The sequence below is a fragment of the Cupriavidus sp. SW-Y-13 genome (assembly GCF_009793345.1).
In the GTDB taxonomy this organism is placed as follows: Bacteria; Pseudomonadota; Gammaproteobacteria; order Burkholderiales; family Burkholderiaceae; genus Cupriavidus.
Genome location: NZ_WHLX01000001.1, coordinates 1,697,690 through 1,721,205, shown reverse-complemented (window position 1 = coordinate 1,721,205; position 23,516 = coordinate 1,697,690). Strand labels below are relative to the sequence as shown.

Here is a 23,516-nt window from a genome sequence, read left to right as displayed (position 1 = left end):
CCTAGTCTCCCACCGCTGCATTGCCGCTCGCGATCAACACGCAACCACATTCGCTATGGCAGCCGTCCACGGCAACGGGAACGCCACCCATCGTGACAGTGGGATGCGCGTCGACAATCTTGTTGACACCATGCGGACGACCGCCTGGATACTTCTGGGGGCAGTCCACCAGATCACCGAGGCGCGCAATGGCCTTGCCGCCTACGGTGTGCGTCGGAGACCCGCTGATCACCTTCCCGCCGTGGTCGGTAGTGTCACCAACCGTGATAATGCCCAGACTCATATGTACTATCTCCTGCCTTTAAGTTGCGTCAAATTCACGCTGTTCGTTCTCACTTTGACCGCTATCACGAACAATGAGCGCGATGCCGTCAGGGTCCAGTCGAGCACCTCACCGTGATTCAGATCGCGTCATGAATGAGGTGCCAGACGACCTGATTCCCCGCATCGCTACGTTCGGGGCCTGGCATGACGTCCCCGGCTTTGACGTGGACGATTTGATTACCTAGATGGTTGGCCACCCACCGTCCGCTATGGGGACACGTCTGGAATGGCAGTGCGGACATTCCTCGACTCGCCTGCGGCGTGCCGTCATCCATTGAGGCATCCGGTTCGTCGAATCTCGCAACCCACCGCCGTGTTTCCTCTTCGGCAAAGCTCTCGACGCCTTCCATATAGGAATGCATGGATTTTCGAAGCGGATTTCTCAGCCCGTTGATCACACGATTTACGAAGATGTACGGATCAAGCGGGCCTTCCTCCGGTGCGCCCAATAGTGGGAAGCGTCCCGCCCGGATAATCAGCGCATTGCCACAACGCTCGATGTCGATGTCCTCGCGGGCAAGACGCTCTCGTACCGTTTGCTCGCCGCCCAACTTTTCAACGAAGGGCTCGCCGAGTATGGTGTACCAGTTGGTGCTTTTGATATAACCCGCTTCGAACTGGCGGTTCTCCGCGAAGCCCCACGAGTCGACCTCGAGACCCGTGAAGCGTTGCGCAAGTTGATACTCCATCGGCATGTACCGATCGAAGTCATAGGGTAGGACCGCGGACAGTCCGCCATATCCGCCTCTGACCGGAAGTGTTGTACAGCAGAAATTCATGAAGGCGTGGTACTGCGCTAACCCTTCCTCGCGTTCTGCGAAAGACCATGGCAGTATGAATTTTATATAAGACAGGTCACCGTAATGCGTCTCGTGATAATCACGCGCTGTAAGCGATTTGATTAAATATTCCGGTGCAGTGTAGTAATCCGTTGCATCGCAGAAAACAAACTCAACTGCGTAGTTGACGTCGGTCGACAAGATGTACTGTCGCATCGACTCAATGCCTTTAATCGTCTTGCGTGAGTACTTTGTGTCGGCCATTCTTCCGCCACTCAACTTGTCTCCATACGATGCGCGAAATTTGTCGAAGCAATGCAGCAATGCCTGCCGTATGGCCGGTTGAGATCCCCGCTCAAAGAACAGCGTGCCAATCAGTGCAGGACGAATGACTATGCGATTGCCATCCGATGGGTCTGCGAAGGTCAGTTCGTGACCGTAGCGCCCAATGGCTTCGGTGGGTGTCAGCGGCGATAAAGAAGTAACGATTTGAGTCATATCCATTCTTATGCGAAAGCAAGCGGCAGTCAGCAGTCAGCCGTCACTGCGCCTCATGAATGAGGTACCAGACGACCTGATTCCCCGCATCGCTACGCTCGGGTCCTGGCATGAAGTCCCCGGCTTTGACGTGGACGATTTGATTACCTAAATGGTTGGCCACCCATCGTCCGCTACGGGGACACGTCTGGAATGGCAGTGCGGACATTCCTCGACTCGTCTGCGGCGTGCCGTCATCCATTGGGGCATCCGGTTCGTCGAATCTCGCAACCCACCGCCGTGTTTCCTCTTCGGCAAAGCTCTCGACGCCTTCCATATAGGAATGCATGGATTTTCGAAGCGGATTTCTCAGCCCTTTGATCACACGATTCACGAAGATGTACGGATCAAGCGGGCCTTCCTCCGGTGCGCCCAGTAGTGGGAAGCGTCCCGCCCGGATAATCAGCGCATTGCCACAACGCTCGATGTCGATGTCCTCGCGGGCAAGACGCTCTCGTACCGTTTGCTCGCCTCCCAACTTTTCAACGAAGGGCTCGCCAAGTACGGTGTACCAGTTGGTGCTTTTGATATAACCCGCCTCATATTGAAAAGCCTCCGCGAAGCCCCATGAATCCACCTCGAGACCCGTGAAGCGTTGCGCCAGTTGGTACTCCATGGGCATGTACCGATCGAAGTCATAGGGCAGGACAGTGGATAGTCCGCCATAGCCGCCTCTGACAGGAAGCGTTGCGCAGCAGAAACTCATGAAGGCGTGGTACAGCGCTAACCCTTCCTCGCTTTCCGCGAACGACCATGGCAGTATGAATTTTATATAAGATAGGTCACCGTAATGCGTCTCATGATAGTCACACGCTGTAAGCGACTTGATTAAATATTCCGGCGCAGTGTAGTAATCCGTTGCATCGCAGAAGACAAACTCAACAGCATAGTTGACATCGGTCGACAAGATGTACTGTCGTATCGACTCAATACCTTTAGTCGTCTTGCGCGAGTACGTTGTGTCAGCCCTTTTTCCGCCCCTCAACTTTTCTCCATACGACGCACGGAATTTGTCGAAGCAATGCAGCAATGCCTGCCGTATGGCCGGTTGAGATCCCCGCTCAAAGAACAGCGTGCCAATCAGTGCAGGACGAATGACTATGCGATTACCATCCGATGGATCTGCGAAGATCAGTTCGTGGCCGTAACGCCCAATGGCTTCGGTGGGTGTCAGCGGCGATAAAGAAGTAACGATTTGAGTCATATCCATTCTTATGCGAAAGCAAGCGGCAGTCAGCAGTCAGCCGTCACTGCGCCTCATGAATGAGGTACCAGACGACCTGATTCCCCGCATCGCTACGCTCGGGTCCTGGCATGAAGTCCCCGGCTTTGACGTGGACGATTTGATTACCTAAATGGTTGGCCACCCATCGTCCGCTACGGGGACACGTCTGGAATGGCAGTGCGGACATTCCTCGACCTGCCTGCGGCGTGCCTTCATCCATTGGAGCATCCGGTTCGTCGAATCTCGCAACCCACCGCCGTGTCTCCTCTTCGGCAAAGCTCTCAACACCTTCCATATAGGAATGCATGGATTTTCGAAGCGGATTTCTCAGCCCTTTGATCACACGATTCACGAAGATGTACGGATCAAGCGGGCCTTCCTCCGGTGCGCCCAGTAGTGGGAAGCGTCCCGCCCGGATAATCAGCGCATTGCCACAACGCTCGATGTCGATGTCCTCGCGGGCAAGACGCTCTCGTACCGTTTGCTCGCCGCCCAACTTTTCAACGAAGGGCTCGCCGAGTATGGTGTACCAGTTGGTGCTTTTGATATAACCCGCTTCGAACTGGCGGTTCTCCGCGAAGCCCCACGAGTCGACCTCGAGACCCGTGAAGCGTTGCGCAAGTTGATACTCCATCGGCATGTACCGATCGAAGTCATAGGGTAGGACCGCGGACAGTCCGCCATATCCGCCTCTGACCGGAAGTGTTGTACAGCAGAAACTCATGAAGGCGTGGTACTGCGCCAGTCCTTGCTCACTTTCCGCGAATGACCACGGCAGTATGAATTTTATGTACGAGAGTACACCATACTTTTCTTCTAAAAGATTTTGTTTGGTCAAAGATTTAACCAAATACTCCGGTGCGGTCATATGATTCACTGCATCACAAAGTACAAATTCAACCGTTCGATTAATATCAGTCGACACGATGTGCTGTCGCATCGACTCAATGCCTTTAATCGTCTTGCGCGAGTACTTTGTGTCGGCCATTCTTCCGCCACTCAACTTGTCTCCATACGACGCGCGAAATTTGTCGAAGCAATGCAGCAAAGCCTGCCGTATGGCCGGTTGTGATCCCCGCTCAAAGAACAGCGTGCCAATCAGTGCAGGACGAACGACTATGCGACTATCATCCGATGGGTCTGCGAAGGTCAGTTCGTGGCCGTAGCGTTCCATGGCTTCGGTGGGTGTCAGCGGCGAGAATGGCATCGTGATCGAGGTCATATGTAGATGGAGAACGAAGAGGGGTCAGGCAGTAGCCAAGGCTCCCGCGCTCCCGATAGCCAGCAGCGCCAGCAGTGCTGCAAGCAGCGCTTCTGAAATGGCGACAACAACAATGGCGCCGGCAAGCGCCAATGCCACCACTGCTACCGTCGCGGCAACCGTGATGACGATTTGTCCCCAATCGATTTCCTTGATTTGTTCCCACGCCAGATCGGTCTGTCGCTGGACCTCTCGCCAGGCGGCGATCAGGATCTCCTGCGTCCAACGTACTACTGCCTGGCCGCTCTCATTGATCCAGATCCACGTACCGGTTGCGGCATCTCGAATCCACTTTCCGGCTTCGAAAAGCCATGCGGCCTGGCGTCGTAACCACGCCTGCGTTTCGACAGACAAGTCACGGATACCTCGACGAGCTTCGTCGATAAGAGACTTCACATCTCTACTGATGTTTTCCACATCGTCATGGATCTGATTTAGCCATTGTTCATAGAACGCGGGCTCGGCTATGGGACTGCGTGACCGAACTGGTGCTCGTGTTCGGTCATCATTCGGAAACGGAAGCGGCACCGAAGAGGATTGTTGGAGCTCTTGCCGAACCCTCTTCAGATCGCCGTAGCAGTCATTCACATCCACGATAACTAATCGTCGAGCGTCATCCCCAGCGATCTGCAAGTATGCGTCTCTCTGCTCCTCGGGTAGCAAATCACCTGGAAATTTCATTTCCACAACACGGCGCAAATTACCTGGATGAACACTGCCTTCATGGTCAGAGGTTGGTAGCCCGGGCCATCTGACATTGGAGCTTTCGACAATAATGATATCCGGCCGACGCAAGAAGCCAGCAATGTACCCCGGGGGAAACGGGTTAAGGCTATGTCGACGGCTTGGCCCCTCTGCAACGTTTCCTTTGCTCAGAAACGGCTTTGGCGGGATATAACTCATATCAAAGCAAACCTCAGCCTTGTAGTGCCAGTAGAAATCCGCGAGGAATTCATCGGCGCGAATCGCAGCGCTTACTACAAGCTGTTGTAACAATGCCTGGGTCGTGGTGCCATCCTTCTTGCGAACTGTTCGGATTCGCGGGAATCGCAGCGCATATTCTGCCTTCTCGGTGAGATAGCCCTTATCGGCAGGGAGAATGCGCCCATACTCCTTACGCTCCTCCAGTGTGGTGCAAGCGGTTCCCACAGTCCTGTACGTGATGTTCATCTGAATGCCTTGCCTCAGTAATAGTCCCGCCCGATCTGGTTGCTCCCACCCCCGGCAAGGTGCCACGCTTCCGTTTGTTGCGAATCTGGCTGCGGGACGTCCAATGTCACGTCTTCGGCGGTTGCAGAGAACAGCTCCAGTGTTTCGCCGTCGCTATTGCTAAGACCCGCTATCACTCGTCCGGAAGCGGTCTTGATGCGATAGGGAAAGTTGGGAACGGCCTGACCGTCAGTCTTATTCTGCAAAACATACTGAGCGCGATATCCCGGTCGAAGCGCGGGCAGCTTGTAGGGAAGAGTGATTGGCCCCGGCATCTCATGCAACGCGGCATGCGCCCTCCAACTCCCCTTGGTGCCATGCTCGATTCCGCTCGCGTTGATGCGGATGTAGCTGCTGCCGCCGTTGATCAGAATCTCCTTCTTCGCGGCAATCTCCACCACCGCAGAGACACTGATGAGCTTGAGTACCTTCTGGGCGATGATCTCGATGTCGTCGGACTGGGCCTGGATGTCAATCTTCCCTTTGGCGGCGAATAGGCGCATGCCCAGCTTCTGGGCGAACAGCACCGCACGATCCGTGACACTGCCGAGAAAGCTCTTTCCCGCAGCCATCGACAGATGCCCGCCTGTCGTGATCGCCGTGTGCCGGCCACTGTGCAGGTGCGTGGTTTCCGTCGCGGCGCTCACGATGCCTGCGGGGCTCGCCACTACGAGGTGCGGCGCGCTCAGTTCCCCCTGTTCGCCCTTGCCACGGATCTCGTCGCTGAGCGTCTTGAGCGCCTGGGCGACGTCAAGTTGCTCGCCGGATTGCGCCTTCTGGTGTGTGGCCTGATCACCGAGGCTCCTCTGGGTCTCGTCTGCGCGCGCGAGTCGTTGCACGGTTTCGTGCATGTCCTTGTGGTGCCCCTGCGCATCGGGGCGAGCTTCGGTACTGACGAGCATGCCCTGACCCGCGCGAAGTACGCCCCATCCGTCGGTGCGCAACTCAAAACCTTCCCCTCGCTTTTCCTTCCGTCCCTCTGCATCGGCAACGCGCGTGATATAGCCGAGGCTCAGCAGTGACGCGTGGTGGTCGCTGCCGATCTGTGTCTGGATCTGCCCATCCGTGTCGTCCTGCAGGAAGGTATTGTGTCGTTCGCCGTGGAGTTCCTTGCTGCGGAACCCTGACAACGCATGCTGGCTCGGCAACTCCCATTGCGGCATATTCACGCGATTGGGCACTCGCCCAATGATGATCGGGCAGTCCGGATCGCCGTTCATGAAATCCACGATCACCTCTTGTCCGATACGCGGCAAGTGGCTCGCGCCGAACTGGTTGCCCTGCCAGGCGGAGGACTGGCGTAGCCAGCAGGAACTATTCTCGTTGCGCTGTCCGATCCGATCCCAGTGAAACTGGACTTTCACGCGTCCGTACTCGTCCACCCAGATCTGCTGGTCTGCGGGTCCCACGACCATCGCGGTCTGAGGTCCATGCGTGCGGGGCTTCATCACTTCCCGGCCCGGACGATAGACCTCCTTCGTTGCCTGGGCTTCGAATGCGAATGCGCACGCCCAGCGCTGCGCCTGTCCGGATTCTTCCGCCAAATCCTCAAGCGTCAGATGCGTGGCGAAAACCAGGTACTCGGTGTTGGCAGCTTCCTGCGGATGGTGCGCGAGTGTGAAGGTGCATCCCGCCGGTAGCCCTCGAAGGTTCCCCTTCCCCGCCGCCCGGGTGCCGTGTTGGCGCAGCGTTTCCAGGCGGACACGGGAGAGCATGTCCCCTTCCTTCCATGGATCATTGCCAGTGGCAGGCTGCGTGTAATCCCCCGGCCACTCGTAGACCTCGTGTTCAGCGTGCGCCGTGCGACGCGCATCCCGCGTCCCGACGCTCAGGTCCGCCCGAGGCTTGCCGAAATCGTAGTCGTTTGAAACCCACGCGCCCGAAACGAGCGAGTCGATCGTCGAGAACTCGTAGAGATGTTCCTCGTCGATTCGCCCCGTCGAATCGTGCCATCGTACCGCGTGATATGCAGCGCTCGCGGGCTTGCGAAAGGCGCCGTTACCATCCGTCAGCACGAGCCGATGGCGGCCGTCCGAGTGCTCGAAAAAGAAGCTGATTCCCCATTCTTCAGTCAGTCGCTTGAAGAAGGTGTAGTCGGTCTCGCCGTACTGGACCTGGTACTCGCGCGCCGGATAGCGCGCCACATCCAAGCGCTTTTCCACCGGGAACGCATAGTCGACCAGCAATTCATCGAGTATCTCGATGACTGTTTTCTGCTGAAATATCTTGTGGTCCGATGTGAGCGACGCCAGGAACAGCCACGGACGGAGCGTCAGCGTATAGGCGAGACAACGTCCCTCGCTGGTCGGCCCTTTCACCTCGGTGACAAGCCCTGAAATCTCGCGGCTGCCTGAACCGATGCGCGCCGCCCGGCCCGTTCCGCTCCCATCCAGCTCAATGACAATCGTCAGTTCCCGGCCTTGCAACGCAGGCATGTCCAGGTTTGCGGCGGGTCCAGAGACGGCGTTCAGACTATCTGGCGTCTTGAGCGTGACACGGTACTCGAACAAATCGCAAAGGTCTTCGCGACCTTCGACACGCGCAACCGTAAGCGCAGACTGCCCCATCAATGCCGGAAGACCGTCGCCCTTCAGCATGACGGTACGGCTATCGAAGCGGTCAGCCGTGCCCGGCAGATTCAACGAGGCACTCATGGTTCTCCTGCACAACGAACGCTTCGCATACCGAAGCTCGCATAGCCTGCCGAAGCGCATGTTGGTTGCGCTTCGGCAGGCGCATTGATCAAGCTTCCTTGTTGCCCTTGATGTCGTAGCCGGCCGTCACGGCACCACCGCTGCCGCCCTGGGCGTTCTGCACAACGTACTCCTGCTTGATTTTCGAGAACGAGAGCGCCACGGACTCACGCATACGAACCTCATCGTCCACCGAACCCCGCGGCGCTACCTGGGTGACCAGCACGTCGGTCATGGTGAGTTTCAGAAACTCCAAAGGGTTGCCACCGGCCTTGCGCACCACCAGTACAGCCTCGTTGATATGCTTGCCGGTCAGGCAGTACTTCATCAGGTTCGGCGAAGCACGATCGATGAAGTGATCGAACTTCAGGTCGGACACTGTGGCCTTGCCCGCGCCGCCACCGCTGCCGGCATGCATGTTCGACTGCTGCTCGATGCTCCACTCCCAAGCCAGCACTTCAATCTCGTTCTTATGCGACGAATCCTGCGATTCGCCGTCGATCCCATTGATCTTCAGGAAGATGTCCTGTGCCATTACAAAGCTCCTTTACGTTGAGATAGGTACTACCAACAAAGCCACAGTTGCCCCGCAGACCGTGCTCGCCGGCTGCCCGTTGGGCGCTGCGAAGATTCTCTTGGATGCCTTAGGCGGCGTCCTTGACCGAAGGCAGACGCGCCACGAGTCGCAGCGAGACGGTCAGGCCTTCAAGCTGGAAGTGCGGGCGCAGGAAGAACTTCGCGCTGTAGTAGCCCGGGTTGCCGTCCGTTTCCTCGACCACTACTTCGGCGGCGGCCAACGGGCGACGGGCCTTGGTTTCCTGCGACGAGTTGGCAGGATCGGCGTCAACGTAGTTCATGATCCATTCGTTGAGCCAGCGCTGCATGTCCTCGCGCTCCTTGAACGCCCCGATCTTGTCGCGGACGATGCATTTGAGGTAGTGCGCAAAACGCGAGCATGCGAACAGATACGGCAGTCGAGCCGACAGGTTGGCGTTGGCCGTAGCGTCTGCATCGTAGTACTCGGCCGGCTTCTGCAACGACTGTGCTCCAATGAAGGCGGCATAATCGGTGTTCTTCCGATGCACCAACGAGATGAAGCCGTTCTTCGATAGTTCGGCCTCGCGTCGATCCGAGATGGCGATCTCGGTTGGGCACTTCATGTCGATACCGCCATCATCCGTTGGAAAGCTGTGGCAAGGCAGGTTTTCCACCACGCCGCCGCTTTCCACACCCCGAATCAGCGTGCACCAGCCATAGAGCTTGAATGATCGGTTGATATTGACCGCCATCGCATAGGCAGCATTGCTCCACACGTACTTGCGATGGTCTGCGCCGTCGATGTCTTCCTCGAAATCGAACTCATCCACCGGATTGGTCTTGATGCCATACGGCAAACGGGCCAGGTATCGCGGCATCGCAAGACCGACGTAGCGTGCGTCCTCCGAGTTGCGCAAGCTGTTCCACGGCGCGTACTCCAGGTTCTGGAAGATCTTGGACAGATCGCGCGGGTTAGCCAGCTCTTGCCAGGAATCCATCTGCAATACGGATGGAGACGCGCCGGCGATAAACGGCGCGTGGGCAGCGGCCGAGATCTTGGCCATCGAGCTGAGCAACTCCACATCGGGAGGTGTGTGGTCGAAGTAGTAGTCGGCAACGAGGCAGCCGTACGGCTCGCCCCCAAGCTGACCGTACTCTTCCTCATAGATTCGCTTGAAGAAGGGGCTCTGATCCCAGCCGATGCCCTTGTAGCGCCGCAGGGTTCGGCGTAGTTCCTCCTTTGACATATCCATCACGCGGATACGCAGCTTGTCGTCGGTCTCCGTGTTCGAGACCAGGTGGTGCAGGCCGCGCCACGCGGACTCCAGCTTCTGGAAGTCCTCATGATGCAGGATGAGGTTGATCTGCTCGGAGAGTTTGGTGTCGATGGCACCAATAATGGATTCGATGCTCTTGTAGGCATCGTCGCTCATCGTAAAGGTTGACTTCAGGGCCTGTTCGGCAAGCGTCTTGACGGCCAGATCGACAGCTTCACGGGCCTGGTCGGTCTTGGGCGAGAACTCGCGGTTGATCAGGGACGCGAAGTCGCTCTGATCAACGGTCTTGACGGTCTGTTCTTGTTGATGCTGTGCGGAAGCCATGGATTGCTCGATCAATGGTTTGGATCACGAAGACGCTGAATTGCTTCAGCCGTTTCAGTCAGGATTGGGCTACGTCGCTATCGCCCTCGGTGGCCGGGGGCTTTGGCGCCTTGGCCAGTGCCTGCAGCAAAGCCGGGTCCTGCAGCAGTTGGTTGATCAGCGATTCGGCGCCTGACTTGCCATCCATGTAGGTCTGCAGATTGGCCAGTTGGGTGCGTGCCTCCAGAAGTTGCCTGAGCGCATCGACCTTGGCGGCCACAGCGGCCGGAGAAAAGTCCTCGATGCTTTCGAATGTCATGTCAACCATCAACTGGCCGTCGCCGGTCAACGTGTTCGGCACGGCGAATGCTGCACGGGGCCTCATGGCCTTCATGCGTTCATCAAAGTTGTCAATATCGATATCGAGAAACTTGCGGTCGGCAACAGGCGGCAGTGGCTCAGCCGGCCGGCCAGAGAGGTCCGCCAGCACCCCCATGACGAACGGCAGCTCGATGCGTTTCTCGGACCCGTACACCTCGACGTCGTACTCGATCTGCACGCGCGGTGCGCGATTTCGCGCAATGAATTTCTGCGAACTATTCACAACAGACATCAATTCCTCCAACGAGTTGTGTATGAGGCGAGCCGCACGGCGTCGGAGCCGTACTGGCTAAGAGGTTCCCGGCCGCTCTCGCGTGGCGGTCGGCGCGGGGCCAGGGATGACAGGTATCCGATCAGATGCTTTCCTTCCGCCAGATGGGTTTCTAGCGGGTACGCGGCACCTAACCGGATCACGCGGCACCTAACCGGTTCAAATAGGTTTTCTGAGCGCGGAAGCCGCCAAGGACGACCGGCTTTAAAAAGACACCTTTTTTAGGTTATTTGAAAGTAGACGATCGCGCAATTTCATAATTATCCTAAATCACACGAGAAAATTATTTGCGAAATTCCAACATCGTAATATTCCTAAATATTTGTGATGAGCAAGTAACTAGATCGTAAAAATCTACGGTAATTTAGATTTTTTAGGCGAAATATTAACGATTCAGTTGCAAACAAGAAAATTCGTCACAGAAATTAAGTTGATTATCATATGTAAATAGTAGAAGTCTTAAACTTAATTTAAATTAATGATAATCTGAATTTAGTTTTAATAAGATTGAATAATTTCGTGCTCCTAATCTCTTTGAGATGCGATTATCATCCGCGCTTGGAACGATAAGCGGGAGAAAGGTATGCACATGCGGAACTTGGGAGAGGCCGCTTCAACAGGAGACTCTGAGGCGCCTTCTTCCGGAGACTTGTGGGATACAGACCGCGTGTTTGGTCAATCCTTGCCAGAGCTATCCGATCCGTTTGCATTGCTCGCCTCCGCCGCTTGCTCGACGACTATGGCGCAGTCGGATGCAGGAGTTGACGAGACGGTTGATGTGCTCGAGCAATTGAAGCGGGAAGCTGAGGCGGCCCTGCGCGATCCGAACTACGTAAGCGAACATTGGTCTCCGGTCGCTGCGCCTGCGGAGCCAGAGGCGACACAATCGGCGTTGGACCCGCTCGATTCGTTGGTCGCGGCAGGCCATTGCCACAGCAGCTTGCTGGAATTGCTTGAGGGTCCTGCGAGCATCAACCGGTTGACCGATCCCATCGAATCTCTGGAGAGTCATGAACTGTTCTCCGTGGAACGCGCGCCGGACGTCCTGCGCCTCTTTGCCGGAGACATCGTCTCCATACGCCCCCAGGACGTCGCGGCGCCGCTTGCCCGGCGGGAGCATCACCTTGTCTCGATGGACAGTGCCTATCGCCTCGCCCATGCGGAAGGGGCCGAACTTGGAAAATGATGTGATAACAGGCGGCAGCTCTGCCCGCCTAAATCTCAGCCAGCTACTTGGAGAAGTAGGTACGACGTCGAATGCGGTAGCTGCTGCCGAGCGCCTGGTGCGCCAGCACCCGACTGCATTCGAGGCGCGTTGGCAATTATTTCAATGGCTCTGTATTGTCGGCGCCTGGACCCGCTCACTCGGACTGCTGCAAGTTGCCGCACAGTTGAAACCAGACTTTGCGAGTCGGGCACATCTGTATCGGGAACTGGTCCGGTCTGAAGTCTTCCGCAGCGAAGTTTTCGAGGGCAAGCGAGAACCGGGCACGCTGATGCCCATGCCGGATTGGCTGGGACGTCTCAGGGAGGCTGCGACGCGCAGCGGAGCGGGCGATGCATGCGGAGCAGACCGCATCCGTAACCTGGCGTTGGCGGAAGCACCGATGTCGGTGGGAGACCACGACGGCACGTCATTCGCCTGGATGACAGACTCCGACACGCGACTGGGACCCACTTGCGAACTCGTCTCGGCGGGCCGCTATACCTGGCTACCTTTCTCGCAGGTTCGCAAGCTTGCCATGCCTCCGGTCGAGGGGCTACTGGACCTGATCTGGCGGCCGGTGACCGCAACGCTCATGGACGATACCGTCGTGCATGGCTTTGTTCCGGTCCGCTACCCGGGATCGGAACATGGCAGCGACGAGATCCGGTTGTCGCGGCAAACACAGTGGCTCGAATTTGGTAATACCGGAGTCTTTGGTCGAGGCCAGAAGACCTGGATGACCAACAAGGGAGATATCGGAATGCTCGACGTGGACACGCTGAGTTTTACGGTGGCAAACCGTGATTGAGTTTCACACACCGTCCTGGCTCCAGACACCGTGCCGATTGACACCGCCGGATCCGCGGCGGCGCAGATCTCTCGGCCAAGTTCCTTCGGCCCGAAGCCCGGCACTCCTCGAAAAGGCCAGAGTGTCTCGGGATTTCAAGGTCCGCCGCAAGCAACTCCGGTCACCTCGCGCCCACTGACGACATGGATCCAAAACTGCTCGATTACTACAACCGGGAACTCGTCTACATGCGCGAGCTATCCGGCGAGTTTGCACACCAACATCCCAAGGTAGCCAGACGCCTGGGGATGCACGGTATTGAAGTTGCCGACCCCTATGTCGAGCGTCTGATCGAGGCCTTCTGCTTTCTTTCCGCGCGCACGCAGATCAAGCTGGACGCCGAGTTTCCTCGCTTCACGCAGCGTCTGTTGGAAGTGATCTATCCCAATTACATCGCACCGACACCTGCGATTGCCGTTGCGCAGTTTTATCCAAGCCACAAGGAAGGCGACCTGAGGCGCGGCGTTTCCGTCCCTCGCGGCACGGCACTGATGGGGCATGCGCCGGCAGGCGAATCCACGCAATGCGAGTTCCGCACCACCCAGCCGATCTCGCTCTGGCCCGTCGAGCTTGCTGAAGCGCGGCTTACGGGCATCCCCCCCGACATCCATGGGCTGGAACGCTATGTCCCCGCCCATGTCACCGTGCAGGGCGCGCTGCGTCTTCGCTTGCGGTTGACGCGAGACATCACCTTCGATCGCTGCACCGGCCTCGATACGTTGCCGATCCATCTGAGCGGGAATGACCAGACGGCTTCACATCTGTTCGAACTCCTGCATAGCGCCGGCTGTGCCGTGCTGATTGGTCAACCGGGGGCCATGAGTGGGCGGGTTCATGCCGTGACACACAACGCGCTGAGCTATGTGGGTATGGATCCCGAGGAGAGCGCGTTGCCGCTGGCATGGAATAAATTCCACGGGCACAACCTTGTGCACGAGTATTTCGCGTGTCCGCAGCGCTTCTACTTCTTCGGTCTGAATGGCCTCGCAGCGGGTCTCGCCCACGTCAGCCAGCGCGAGGTCGAACTGGTGGTGCTGCTTTCCAAATCCCCTGGTACGTTGGCCAGCCAGGTAGATGCCCGCCAGTTTGCGCTGTTCTGCACGCCCGTCGTCAATCTCTTTCCGATGCGCACTGACAGGATGGAGGTCCAGCCTGGCCGGACGGAGTTTCACCTCGTAGCTGACCGGCGGCGCCCGCTCGACTATGAGATTTTCTCGGTCCAGAAACTGTCGGGGCAGGTTCATGAGCACAGCAGGCCCAAGGAGTTTCGACCGCTCTTCGCTACGCTCAACAGCGATGAAGGCAATCACGGCCGCTACTTCTCGGTGCGGCGCGAGCGCCGCCTGGCGTCCGATCATGCGCGCAAGTATGGCACGCGTACTTCGTACACCGGTACTGAAGTATTCCTCTCGCTCGTGGACCAGAACGAAGCCCCCTACGCCAATGACCTGCGCTACCTGTCAGTGGATGCGATGGCCACAAACCGCGACCTGCCGAACGTGCTACCTCGCGATGGTGTGAACGATTTGCACTCTCCCGACTCCATCCCCGTTGCCAGTGTTGGGCTGATCCGTCCACCCTCCGCACCGCGTGCACCGTTTGCCGAAGGCGAGACTGCTTGGCGTCTGATCCGACAACTGGGCTTCAATTACCTTTCGCTCACGGATCTCGACCACCGTGAAGGTGGTCAGGGCTTGCGCAGCATGCTCCGCCTGTTCGTCGCGGCCGGCGACACCTCCCAGCAGCGCCAGATCGAAAGCCTGATCGGTTCCTGCGTAAAGCCTGTCACGCGGCGTCTGCCGGGCACTGGCCCCATCCTCTATGGACGTGGCGTGCAATGCCAGTTGACCGTGGATGAAAGCGGGTTTTCCGGCATCAGTCCATATTTGTTCGGCGTGGTGCTGGAGCACTTCCTTGCTCGACACGTTTCGGTGAATGCCTTCAGCGAGACGGAGTTGTATGCGATGGAACGTGGCTTGATCCACCGTTGGCGGCCACGCATGGGTGGTCGCAGTATGGTTTAAGCATGTATCAGATACACGACCCCATTGCCCCGCCGGCGGCCCGCACAACGAAGCGCTCACAGTGTTATGCCGACCAGCCCGCCTGGAAACTGAGTTTCCTCGGTCTGCTGCGAGGACTTTCCGCACAGCATCCGGAACTGCCGCCGGTCGGGTTCGCGCCACGTCCACAAGCTGAACCGTACCGCATCGGACAGACGGCATCGTTGATCTTTGCGCCGCGAGAGATCGCGAAGATCGAAGTCGGTGGAGAACGCATGCGCATCCAGTTGTTCGGTCTCGGCATACTCGGGCCCAACGGTGCATTGCCGATCCACATGACAGAAATCGTCCGCGAGCGTACGGAGGCGCATCGCGACGGCACCACTGCTGCGTTCCTCGATGTCTTTCATCATCGCGCCTTGACGCAGTTCTATCGGGCGTGGGCAGGATCGCAGTCCGCCGCAGGCCTCGATCGCGCCGACGAGGAAGTGTTCTCGCGCTATATCGGCTGGCTGGCGGGTGCCGATCCCGACGAGATCGCCAGAAGCCCATTGCCGCCGCACGCACGCTTGGCCGCCAGTGCCCATCACGTTCGCGAGTCGCGTTGCCCCGACGGGATCGTGGCGGCACTCTCCCAATTCTTCGACGTCAGGGTACGTCTCGAGGAGTATGTGCTGCACTGGATCGTACTGGATCCTGGTGAACATAGCTATCTCGGACGCCCGGGCGTCGCCGGCCTCCTGGGTCAAGGCGCGTTGCTCGGTGAAACCGTGCCCGACCGGCAACATAAGTTCAGGCTCGTGATCGGCCCACTTGCACTGCAGGAGTACCTCACCTTTACACCCAATGGGCGTGATTTGCCCGTGCTAGTGGAATGGGTCCGCAGCTTCATTGGCTTCGAGTTCGAGTGGGAGGTGGAATTGCAGGTGCAACCAGAATCCGCACCAGCCGCAGTCCTTGGGGCGGAAGAACAGTTGGGCTGGTCGACGTGGCTGGGACAGCCGGATACGCACCGGGCGGTGACGGGAATGGTGTTTCAGCCCGAGCAATACATGACCAGGTAACTCATGAAAGCCAAACCTAAGGATTCGACGACGGTACCGATTCCCGCCCTCCGACTTGCGGACCTGGTGGAACCGGTGGATGCGAACCGCCCGTGTGGCGACGACCTCGAATATGACGCCGAGTTTCTGGTGTTGCAGGCCAAGGCTGCATCGCGAGAGTCCGCGCAATATGGCGATTTTGTCGCGCCTGCCGAGACACCGAACTGGACGGAACTGGAGCGCGATTGCCGACGATTGCTGTTGCGTACGAAGGATATCCGTCTGTTCACGCTGTTGTTGCGCTGTCGTACGCGGATGGCGCACGCCGAAGGATTGAGGGATGGCCTGGCGTTGCTGTACGCCATGCTAGTTGCTTATCCCGAGCAGGTGCATCCGCAGCTGATCGTGGATGGCGATGTTGATCCGGCGCTTCGGGCCAACGCGCTTGCGGCCCTCACTGACCCCCGTGGTCTTCTAGCCGATGTGCGCGAGATAAGCTTGGCTGGTAACAGCGCGGTGCGACTTCAGGTTCGTGACATAGAGCGCGCGCTCGGTAGTCCGCGCCCCCAAGACGCTCTCTCGCCCGAATACGTCCGCCAACAATTGGAAGCGTTACGGCGACAAGGTGCCATGGCACTTGCTGCCATGGATGAAGCTAGCAGGTTGGCGATTTCGTTACAGCAATGGTGCCGGGAGAACATGCCGGATTTCGCACCGAATCTGGATCCTCTCATTCACCTGTTGGTGCTTGCAGGCAATCCCGAACTTGGGGCACCACCACTCGCAGACAATAAAGCGCCAGCCGCTGGCTCGTCCACGAATACTTCCGCGCTCAATCGAGCGCCTGCCATTGCCAAAGTTCCGACTGGCGTGCAACTCGTCTCCTGTGAGGAGGCGGCCGAGAGGCCTGCTGACCGCCGCGTCGCGCTCATGGAGATACGCAATGCTCGCGAGTGGTTCGAGTGCCATGAACCGAGCAGTCCCGTTGCACTGCTGCTGCGTCGCGCCGAGCAACTGGTCGGCAAGCCTTTTGCCGAAGTATTCCAGACGATACCGGCCGATCTCGTCGAAATTTGGACCCGGGAGGAGAAATGATTCGCCTCAATAGGATATTGGATTTTGCTGCCCAGCCGCTCCTGCCTCAGCGAACCGTTACGATAAAACACGGACAGCTGCCCACGCTGAACGGGGAACAACTGACGGTCGCCCGCCTCAAGGGACGCGAAGATATCAACGCGCTGTTCGCTTATGAGGTCGAACTCCACACACCCGATCGCGGTGCGATGGCTTTCCGCCCCGATGCAAATGTGGATCTGCCGTCCATGCAGGGTAAGGAAGTGAGCATCGAAATTCAGCTCGACGGCACTGGCATCGGAACCACGGGAAGCCAGGTCGCCGGCATTCGGGAAATCACGGGTCTTGTGCAAGTGGTGCGCGGGCCGATTCCCGTCGGCCGACAATTCGCATATCGGCTCACCCTCCGACCATGGCTTTGGCTCGCGACACTCACCACCAATTACCGGATATTCCAGCAAAATTCTGTGGTCGAAATCCTCGACTCGCTGCTGGCGAACTACACTTTCCCGGTGGAAAAGCGGCTCGACGTAGCGCGGTATCCAAAGCGGGAGTATCAGGTCCAGTACGGGGAAACCGACTTTGCATTCTTCAGGCGCCTGACTGAGGAATGGGGGATATCCTGGTTTTTTGAGCATGCAGGTGGCGGACATCGGCTGGTATTGACCGATAACAATGGGGCTTTCAGGCGCTCAGTCAGTCCCGCCTACCATACGCTGCGCTGGCAGCCCACCGCCGATCGGATCGATGAGGAGCATCTGTTCGATTTTAGGCTCGTCGACCAATTGGTGTCGGGTAGGTGGACGGCGAACGACTATGACTTCGCAAAGCCGCGGGCAAACCTCACGGTTGGCACGGCGGATCCTCGCGCAACCGGGCATTCGCATGGTGAGGTGGTGGAGTGGCCCGGTGGTCATGCGCAGCCTGCCACCGACAACGATCCCTGGCTAGAAGGAGATCATCTCTCACGCATACGGATGGAGTCCATTCGACAGCATGGCAGTCGAGCCAGCGGTCGTGGCAATCTGCGGAGCGTGGTGCCAGGCTGCACTTTCACGCTGGCAAACCATCCCAGCCAACAGGCAAATCGAGAGTATCTGGTCTACGCAACCCAGCTTGAGTTGGAAGATGTTGCACAGGTATCGGGTCAAGAGCAGCAGTGGCGCTGCGAAGTTGAATTTGAAGCCCAGCCGACCACGGAGATATTCAGACCCGACCGCAGCCAGTCAGCGCCGCGTACGTTTGGCCCGCAAACGGCCACGGTGGTGGGCCCGGAAAACCAGGAGTTGTGGGTAGACCAGTTCGGCCGAGTCAAAGTGCAGTTTCACTGGGACCGAATTGGGCAAGGCAATGAACACAGCTCCTGTTGGGTTCGCGTAGCATCCGGCTGGCAAGGTGACTACTACGGCAGCATTCAATTGCCACGGATTGGCCAGGAGGTCATCGTGGATTTCCTGACCGGTAACGCAGATCTACCAGTTATCGTCGGACGCGTGGCCAATCGCCTCAATATGCCGATGTGGTCCCTGCCCACTCAGCACGCGCTATCCGGCTTCCGGAGCAAGGAGCTGTTTGGAGAGCGACACAACACGTTCGTTCAGGACGATACTCCGCACCAGATTCAGACCCAGATCGGCAGTGATCACCTGACATCCATGCTCAGCATGGGCTATATGGTTCGAATACGGGATCACGCCGGTCGCAAGGACAAGCGGGGGGAAGGATTCGAGTTGCGCACAGATGGTTGGGGCGCCACCCGAGCTGGCTCCGGGCTGCTGATAACGACGGAGCGACGCGATGGAGCTCGTGGTCACCACAAGGACCTGACAGAAACTGCTACACGATTGGACAGTGGTCAGGATATCCATTGCTCACTGGCGGAGTCAGCCGACATACAGCACGCGCTCGCTGGCGAGCAAGTTGCTGTCTGTGATGCACTGAGCAGCCAGGCAGACGCCATCAGAGGCAACGGCGAGCAAGACGAACTCTCTCAACCGTTCCTGGTACTGGCGAGCCAGAACGGCATCGCCATGACGGCTGGCAGAGATCTCCATCTGCACAGCGACCGCCATACGGCCATCACCAGCGGGCAACATCTGACACTCGCAGCAAGCAAGAGCTTTGTTGCCAGCGCCCGGGAACGTTTCGTGCTCTTCGCTCGCAAGCAAGGCCTGCGTTTCATTGCCGCAAAAGGAAAAATAGAAGTGCGAGCTCAGAATGACGGCATCGAAGCGATCGCAGAGCAAGTACTGCGTGTCATCAGTGCGCAAGATCGCATCGAGATCGTTTCCCCTCAGGCCGTGGCCCTCTTCGCCGGAGGGAGCTTCCTGAAAGTTGCCGACGGTGACATCGTCCAAGGCACAGCTGGAACATGGCGAACGCACGCGGCGACGCACGACTTCCCGGGAGCAAAGTCCTTGCGCACGCCAGTTGGCCTGCCAGCATCCGACGTTTGTCTTCCCTGCGCCGTGGAGGCAGCCCAGCAAGGAGCGATGATCACCAGGCGCAGCAACTCAGGGCGCGAGGCATGAGCGGCATGCTCCCGTTCGATTCTGACTGGCGAGAGCCGGTGCTGCGCGAATCGTTTCGTGCTGCCCTTCGCGCAGATTTGCGGCACTGGCTCAAAGCGATTGGCCCGATCCCAGGCTATGCGCTGGTCGATGCCGGACAACTTCACCTCACCGAGGTCCAGTTGGTTCCACTGTTGCAGACGCATGCCCTGCCCTTCGAGCCAATACTGCGACATACGCCGGAAGCCGGGATGGAAGCTGTCGGGCCCTATCTTGTCGAACTAGAGAATGCAACTGCGGACGCCGTCGATGCGGTGGTCGGGCTGATGGAGTATGGCTGGGTGGTGAGCTTTCTTAGCAGCCGCCTTCCGCTGTTCAAGCTGCACTCCCATTTGCGCGGCTGCCTGAACGGCATACTCGAGGACGGCGCTCATGTGCAGTTGAGATATTACGATCCACGTATTCTCGCGCAGCTTCTTCAGGTCGCTCCGGACGAGATCCGCACTGCCCTGACAGGTCCAATCGACACCTTCGCGTGGTGGGACCGGCAGTTGTGCTGGCAGTCGCGCAGAGGACAAGACAGTTCGACCTTCCAATCCCCGCAGGCGGCGCTGTCCTTGCCGGACCGCCTCATTCGGACGGTGGGCCAATCCGCACAAGCGGATCTCACGTACAGCCTGATCCTCTCGGAACTTCCGATGTCGGACCAGATGGAAGCACTGTCTCCGCATCTGCGATATCAGATCGTCGCGGAGCTACTGACGCGCGCGCGCGGATACGGACTGATGACCCAAGCCAACCTCAGTCTCTTCTGCACCTTGGGATTGACCATATCTCCCACCTTTGACCAAGTGACATCGACATTCAAGACCGTCTGGGCGAATCCGGCAGGTGCCGATGCCGTTTTCGCAGCAGCAGTGGATGGGTTGTCGGCTACCGACTGGCAAGCCATCGATCGCCTGGGGCAGCAAGAACGGATGGCAATGCGCGAGCGATTTGCCATGGGTATGCGAAGGAAAACGCTGTCATGACAACCCCACCCGAACTCACCGCAACAGAGAGGGTGCGCGTTGCACGCGCTGCCGTCACGTTTGAGCCAAAGCTTGAAGGATGTCCCGATTGCGAGTAGGGAGCACATCAAGGACAACGCGTTTTTCATGATCGTTGGTCCGAAAACCTCAAGCGCTCGACTGCGTATTGCGGCAAAGCAGAGCGGCATCTACAGGATGACATTTCCAAACAATCGGCGGGAAGATATCGCGCGCTTGCGAAAGTCGCACGCGACTCGCTGGTTCTGTGAGGTACGACTTAAATCGCCCAAAGGTTTTCCGTCAGAACATTTCAAGCTTGATTCGTGGTTCTTTCCTGTGGATTTTGTTGTGCGTCAGACCGGGATCGGCCCGATGACTGATCTGGGGCGCAGAGGGGGAGAGAATGGAGAAGTGCCGGATTGGAAGTGGCTGAACACCTCCTTGAATGGTGATCGATATCCTCACCCCTCCACCGTCACAGAAATCGATTAATGACGGACCGCCGCCAGTTCCTTGCCGTGCTTGGCATGGCCTCATTCACAACGACTGGATGCTCTCGCATGATCGCAAAAAAAATCGAAGACATGCCACATGAATATGCGCTGTTAATGCATCCAGAACAACGTCGAGCGGCACTGGGGGATGCTCAACTGAAAATCAGTAACGCCGACATCGGCATGGGTGGCACGGACTTCTACCGGAAGGAATGGGAAGGTATTCATTTCTACAACTGCATTTTCTATGGCGTGATTCATCTGGCCATTCTTCGCAATTGCGTGTTCGAACACTGCCAGTTCCCAGGCTCGAATTTTCAGTCGCTTGCCGTGGATAATGTGCTGTTTCTGCGCACCGACACTCTGGGCGGAGCTTATCTCATGTCCGGCGCATCCAGTCAAAGCAAGAATGTACGTTTTGTGGAATGTGATTTTGGGGGGGATGATGCCAATCCTAATCGCTATGGCGCCATATCCTTTCATGATGTGTCCTATGAACGATGCACGGGCCAATACATGGTCGTAAAAGGTCACGGTGTCGTCATCTACCGTGATTGCCGGTTTGGCCCGATCTATGCTGCGAACGGATCAAAAACAAGCAGGAAAATACGTCGTGCGACGACTTATATAGAAAACTGTACATTCAAGGGGCAGACTGACATTGCTAGATCCATGCTCACGAGTCTGACCATTCGCAACAGCAATTTTGAGGTCCTTGAGATCGGAAAATCCACCGTAGAGGGCGACGTTCTCATCGAAGATGTTCAAGCCGGCGCGATGTACGGGGAATTTTGGACCGCCCGCTCCATAACCATTCGCAATAGCAACTTCCGAGGAATCAACGTCAATCCGAAGGATTGGTATCATGAACTCTATCGCGCCCTGGATTGTGCGGTGTCCAAAGAGAATCTGGATAAGTTGCAGGCCGTGACGGTGGAAAACGTCGAATGCGGCCGTGATGATCTTGAGGAGTGGTGGCTGGCGCATCAGATTGACGACGAAGTAACCGGCTGCTGGATTCTGGGAGGCCGCGCTACGACCGTCATCCGGAACTGCAAAATCCCCAAAGCGCTTCTAGCCCTCCAATCCGCAAATGTCCTCATCGACAACTACGAAGGCGAAAAAGCCAGCTTCGTCTCAAGCAAGATGGGTTCACTGACCTTCCGCGCGACAAACATTACCCAGGCCATCGACTTTACCGGTGTGCAGGTGCAGAAACTTGACGCGAAAGGTCTGAACCGATTTACCGGGCAAAAGATCGTGCTTGAGGGCAGTAACGTCAGTCTGTAGTACACGAAGAGCAAATTGTCGTGGAGCCGTTAAGAGCTTGGCGTAGCACGCTCCAGCGCCTGCAAGATCCGATACGCACCCTCGATACGCGCCGGTACGGGCAGATTCCGATTCGCCAGGATCACCACGCCAATCCGCCGCGCGGGCACGAACGCTACGTAGGTGCCAAACCCGTTCGTCGAACCTGTCTTGTTGAAGAGTGCCGAGACCGGCTCAGGCTCGGGTGGCGCGATGCGCTGTACGGCGTGCGATTCCAGCACGATGCGCGCGTCGTTGCCGGCCTGCAGGTCCGATAGCGCCACGGGCCAGCCGTATCGCTCCCACCCCAGACCCTGCGTCATGCCACCAAGCCGGAAGTAGCCAGTGTGCGTAGCCACCAGTGCCCGCTGCAGCGTCTCGTCCTTCACCGTGCGGCCGTCGATATTGAGTTCCACAAAGCGGATCATGTCCGTGGCCGTGGTCTTGATGCCATAGGCCTGCGCATCGAACACGCCCGGCGTGACGCGCACCGGCTTGTTGTCCTTGCCGATGCCCCATGCGTAGTCGCCCATTCTCGCCTTGGGAACCTGCAGCCACGTATGGTGCAAACCCATTCCGCCGATGATCCGCTGCGTCATGATCTGGTCGAAAGGTTCGCCCATCGCTTTCGCGGCGAGGTGGCCGAACAGGCCGATGCTGACGTTGGAATAGCGGCGTTGCGTACCGGGCGCGGCCTCGGGTTGCCAGTGGCGCAGCCATTCGGTCATCTGGGCGAGATTGCCAGCTTCGGGCGGTGGCTGCAGCGGCAATCCTCCCGCCGTGTACGTGCCGAGTTCCAGCAGGCTGATGCCGTCGAACGCGCTGCCTGATAGCGCCGGAAGATACTTCACGGCGCTATCGTCGAGCGACAGCGCGCCGCGTGCCTGCACGTACGCGCCGAGTGTGGCCGTGAACGTCTTGCTGACCGAGCCGATCTCGAAAATCGTGGCATCCGTGACCGGCTGGCCCGACTGACGGGATGCCACGCCGAAGTTGAACACGCGATGCTTGCCATCCACCGTGACCGCTGCCGCCATGCCGGGCACCTTGTACTCGGCCAGGATCGGGCGGATGGCGGCGTCCACGGCCTCCCGTACCGGATCGACCGAGGGTGCGGCGACGACACCCGCGCAGGCGATCGACAAGACCAGCGAAGCCAGGATCTGGCGAGACATCGAGCGCGATGGCAGCAGCGGTAGCGA

General features: G+C 58.0%; 19 protein-coding genes. 9 read left to right on the top strand and 10 right to left on the bottom strand.

Translation table 11 applies throughout. The annotated features are described in order from the left end of the window. Nucleotide 1: 1 nt before the first annotated feature. From GA566_RS07700 to tssB, 9 genes are all read right to left on the bottom strand, one after another. Nucleotides 2-283, bottom strand: a complete 282-nt coding sequence (locus tag GA566_RS07700) for a PAAR domain-containing protein (RefSeq protein ID WP_137924722.1) — start codon at nucleotides 281-283, stop codon at nucleotides 2-4. A 118-nt stretch (nucleotides 284-401) separates the two neighbouring features. Beyond that, nucleotides 402-1,601, bottom strand: coding sequence for a type VI immunity family protein (locus GA566_RS07695; RefSeq protein WP_160472366.1), 1,200 nt, complete (start codon nucleotides 1,599-1,601; stop codon nucleotides 402-404). Nucleotides 1,602-1,644: 43 nt separating this feature from the next. Continuing rightward, entirely contained in the window at nucleotides 1,645-2,844 is a 1,200-nt protein-coding gene (locus GA566_RS07690) for a type VI immunity family protein (RefSeq protein WP_160472364.1), read from the bottom strand. 43 nt (nucleotides 2,845-2,887) lie between these two features. Continuing rightward, entirely contained in the window at nucleotides 2,888-4,087 is a 1,200-nt protein-coding gene (locus GA566_RS07685) for a type VI immunity family protein (RefSeq protein ID WP_160472362.1), read from the bottom strand. A gap of 24 nt (nucleotides 4,088-4,111) precedes the next feature. Next, nucleotides 4,112-5,296, bottom strand: a complete 1,185-nt coding sequence (locus GA566_RS07680; RefSeq protein WP_137924719.1) for a VRR-NUC domain-containing protein — start codon at nucleotides 5,294-5,296, stop codon at nucleotides 4,112-4,114. 14 nt (nucleotides 5,297-5,310) lie between these two features. Further along, entirely contained in the window at nucleotides 5,311-7,932 is a 2,622-nt protein-coding gene (locus tag GA566_RS07675; protein WP_160472361.1) for a type VI secretion system Vgr family protein, read from the bottom strand. Nucleotides 7,933-8,077: 145 nt separating this feature from the next. Beyond that, nucleotides 8,078-8,563, bottom strand: a complete 486-nt coding sequence (locus GA566_RS07670) for an Hcp family type VI secretion system effector (RefSeq protein WP_137924717.1) — start codon at nucleotides 8,561-8,563, stop codon at nucleotides 8,078-8,080. A 109-nt stretch (nucleotides 8,564-8,672) separates the two neighbouring features. Beyond that, nucleotides 8,673-10,166, bottom strand: coding sequence for a type VI secretion system contractile sheath large subunit (tssC, locus tag GA566_RS07665; RefSeq protein ID WP_160472359.1), 1,494 nt, complete (start codon nucleotides 10,164-10,166; stop codon nucleotides 8,673-8,675). Nucleotides 10,167-10,224: 58 nt separating this feature from the next. Then, complete coding sequence (gene tssB, locus GA566_RS07660) at nucleotides 10,225-10,758, bottom strand: type VI secretion system contractile sheath small subunit (protein ID WP_160472357.1); 534 nt, start codon at nucleotides 10,756-10,758, stop codon at nucleotides 10,225-10,227. Between the two features lie 706 nt (nucleotides 10,759-11,464). Here tssB and GA566_RS07655 point away from each other — a divergent pair. The 9 genes from GA566_RS07655 to GA566_RS07615 all read left to right on the top strand — a co-directional run bounded on the left by GA566_RS07655 (nucleotide 11,465) and on the right by GA566_RS07615 (nucleotide 22,296). Next, nucleotides 11,465-11,983 (top strand): TagK domain-containing protein, encoded by a 519-nt coding sequence (locus GA566_RS07655; protein WP_160472356.1) that lies wholly within the window; start codon nucleotides 11,465-11,467, stop codon nucleotides 11,981-11,983. Then, nucleotides 11,973-12,812, top strand: coding sequence for a type VI secretion system accessory protein TagJ (locus GA566_RS07650; protein ID WP_160472354.1), 840 nt, complete (start codon nucleotides 11,973-11,975; stop codon nucleotides 12,810-12,812). Before GA566_RS07655 ends, GA566_RS07650 begins: the two co-directional genes overlap by 11 nt. Nucleotides 12,813-12,994: 182 nt before the next feature. Beyond that, the gene (gene tssF, locus GA566_RS07645; RefSeq protein ID WP_160472352.1) at nucleotides 12,995-14,875 is read left to right on the top strand and encodes a type VI secretion system baseplate subunit TssF; all 1,881 of its coding nucleotides are present in this window, start codon (nucleotides 12,995-12,997) and stop codon (nucleotides 14,873-14,875) included. Between the two features lie 2 nt (nucleotides 14,876-14,877). After that, nucleotides 14,878-15,918, top strand: a complete 1,041-nt coding sequence (gene tssG, locus GA566_RS07640) for a type VI secretion system baseplate subunit TssG (protein ID WP_160472350.1) — start codon at nucleotides 14,878-14,880, stop codon at nucleotides 15,916-15,918. Between the two features lie 3 nt (nucleotides 15,919-15,921). Continuing rightward, nucleotides 15,922-16,992, top strand: a complete 1,071-nt coding sequence (gene tssA, locus GA566_RS07635; protein ID WP_160472348.1) for a type VI secretion system protein TssA — start codon at nucleotides 15,922-15,924, stop codon at nucleotides 16,990-16,992. Beyond that, entirely contained in the window at nucleotides 16,989-19,502 is a 2,514-nt protein-coding gene (locus GA566_RS07630) for a type VI secretion system Vgr family protein (RefSeq protein WP_160472347.1), read from the top strand. The genes tssA and GA566_RS07630 overlap by 4 nt, the downstream gene beginning before the upstream one ends. Next, nucleotides 19,499-20,512, top strand: coding sequence for a DUF4123 domain-containing protein (locus GA566_RS07625; protein ID WP_160472345.1), 1,014 nt, complete (start codon nucleotides 19,499-19,501; stop codon nucleotides 20,510-20,512). Before GA566_RS07630 ends, GA566_RS07625 begins: the two co-directional genes overlap by 4 nt. Nucleotides 20,513-20,584: 72 nt before the next feature. Then, on the top strand, nucleotides 20,585-21,004 hold the full coding sequence (locus GA566_RS07620; protein ID WP_160472343.1) for a hypothetical protein: 420 nt from the start codon (nucleotides 20,585-20,587) through the stop codon (nucleotides 21,002-21,004). A 68-nt stretch (nucleotides 21,005-21,072) separates the two neighbouring features. Further along, nucleotides 21,073-22,296: a hypothetical protein gene (locus GA566_RS07615; RefSeq protein ID WP_160472342.1), complete on the top strand. Its 1,224-nt coding sequence runs from the start codon at nucleotides 21,073-21,075 to the stop codon at nucleotides 22,294-22,296. A gap of 29 nt (nucleotides 22,297-22,325) precedes the next feature. On the opposite strand, the gene ampC is transcribed toward GA566_RS07615, so the two are convergent. Next, on the bottom strand, nucleotides 22,326-23,489 hold the full coding sequence (ampC, locus tag GA566_RS07610) for a class C beta-lactamase (protein WP_160473251.1): 1,164 nt from the start codon (nucleotides 23,487-23,489) through the stop codon (nucleotides 22,326-22,328). Nucleotides 23,490-23,516: the final 27 nt, after the last annotated feature.

Excerpts from the sequence above, each read along its gene's own strand:
- GA566_RS07625 (WP_160472345.1), top strand. The coding sequence starts at position 19,499 with ATGAGCGGCATGCTCCCGTTCGATTCTGACTGGCGAGAGCCGGTGCTG.
- GA566_RS07615 (WP_160472342.1), top strand. The coding sequence starts at position 21,073 with ATGATCGCAAAAAAAATCGAAGACATGCCACATGAATATGCGCTGTTA.
- GA566_RS07630 (WP_160472347.1), top strand. The coding sequence starts at position 16,989 with ATGATTCGCCTCAATAGGATATTGGATTTTGCTGCCCAGCCGCTCCTG.
- GA566_RS07690 (WP_160472364.1), bottom strand. The coding sequence starts at position 2,844 with ATGACTCAAATCGTTACTTCTTTATCGCCGCTGACACCCACCGAAGCC.
- tssF (WP_160472352.1), top strand. The coding sequence starts at position 12,995 with ATGGATCCAAAACTGCTCGATTACTACAACCGGGAACTCGTCTACATG.
- GA566_RS07695 (WP_160472366.1), bottom strand. The coding sequence starts at position 1,601 with ATGACTCAAATCGTTACTTCTTTATCGCCGCTGACACCCACCGAAGCC.
- GA566_RS07680 (WP_137924719.1), bottom strand. The coding sequence starts at position 5,296 with ATGAACATCACGTACAGGACTGTGGGAACCGCTTGCACCACACTGGAG.
- GA566_RS07685 (WP_160472362.1), bottom strand. The coding sequence starts at position 4,087 with ATGACCTCGATCACGATGCCATTCTCGCCGCTGACACCCACCGAAGCC.
- tssC (WP_160472359.1), bottom strand. The coding sequence starts at position 10,166 with ATGGCTTCCGCACAGCATCAACAAGAACAGACCGTCAAGACCGTTGAT.
- tssG (WP_160472350.1), top strand. The coding sequence starts at position 14,878 with ATGTATCAGATACACGACCCCATTGCCCCGCCGGCGGCCCGCACAACG.
- tssA (WP_160472348.1), top strand. The coding sequence starts at position 15,922 with ATGAAAGCCAAACCTAAGGATTCGACGACGGTACCGATTCCCGCCCTC.
- GA566_RS07700 (WP_137924722.1), bottom strand. The coding sequence starts at position 283 with ATGAGTCTGGGCATTATCACGGTTGGTGACACTACCGACCACGGCGGG.
- tssB (WP_160472357.1), bottom strand. The coding sequence starts at position 10,758 with ATGTCTGTTGTGAATAGTTCGCAGAAATTCATTGCGCGAAATCGCGCA.
- GA566_RS07675 (WP_160472361.1), bottom strand. The coding sequence starts at position 7,932 with ATGCTGAAGGGCGACGGTCTTCCGGCATTGATGGGGCAGTCTGCGCTT.
- GA566_RS07670 (WP_137924717.1), bottom strand. The coding sequence starts at position 8,563 with ATGGCACAGGACATCTTCCTGAAGATCAATGGGATCGACGGCGAATCG.
- ampC (WP_160473251.1), bottom strand. The coding sequence starts at position 23,489 with ATGTCTCGCCAGATCCTGGCTTCGCTGGTCTTGTCGATCGCCTGCGCG.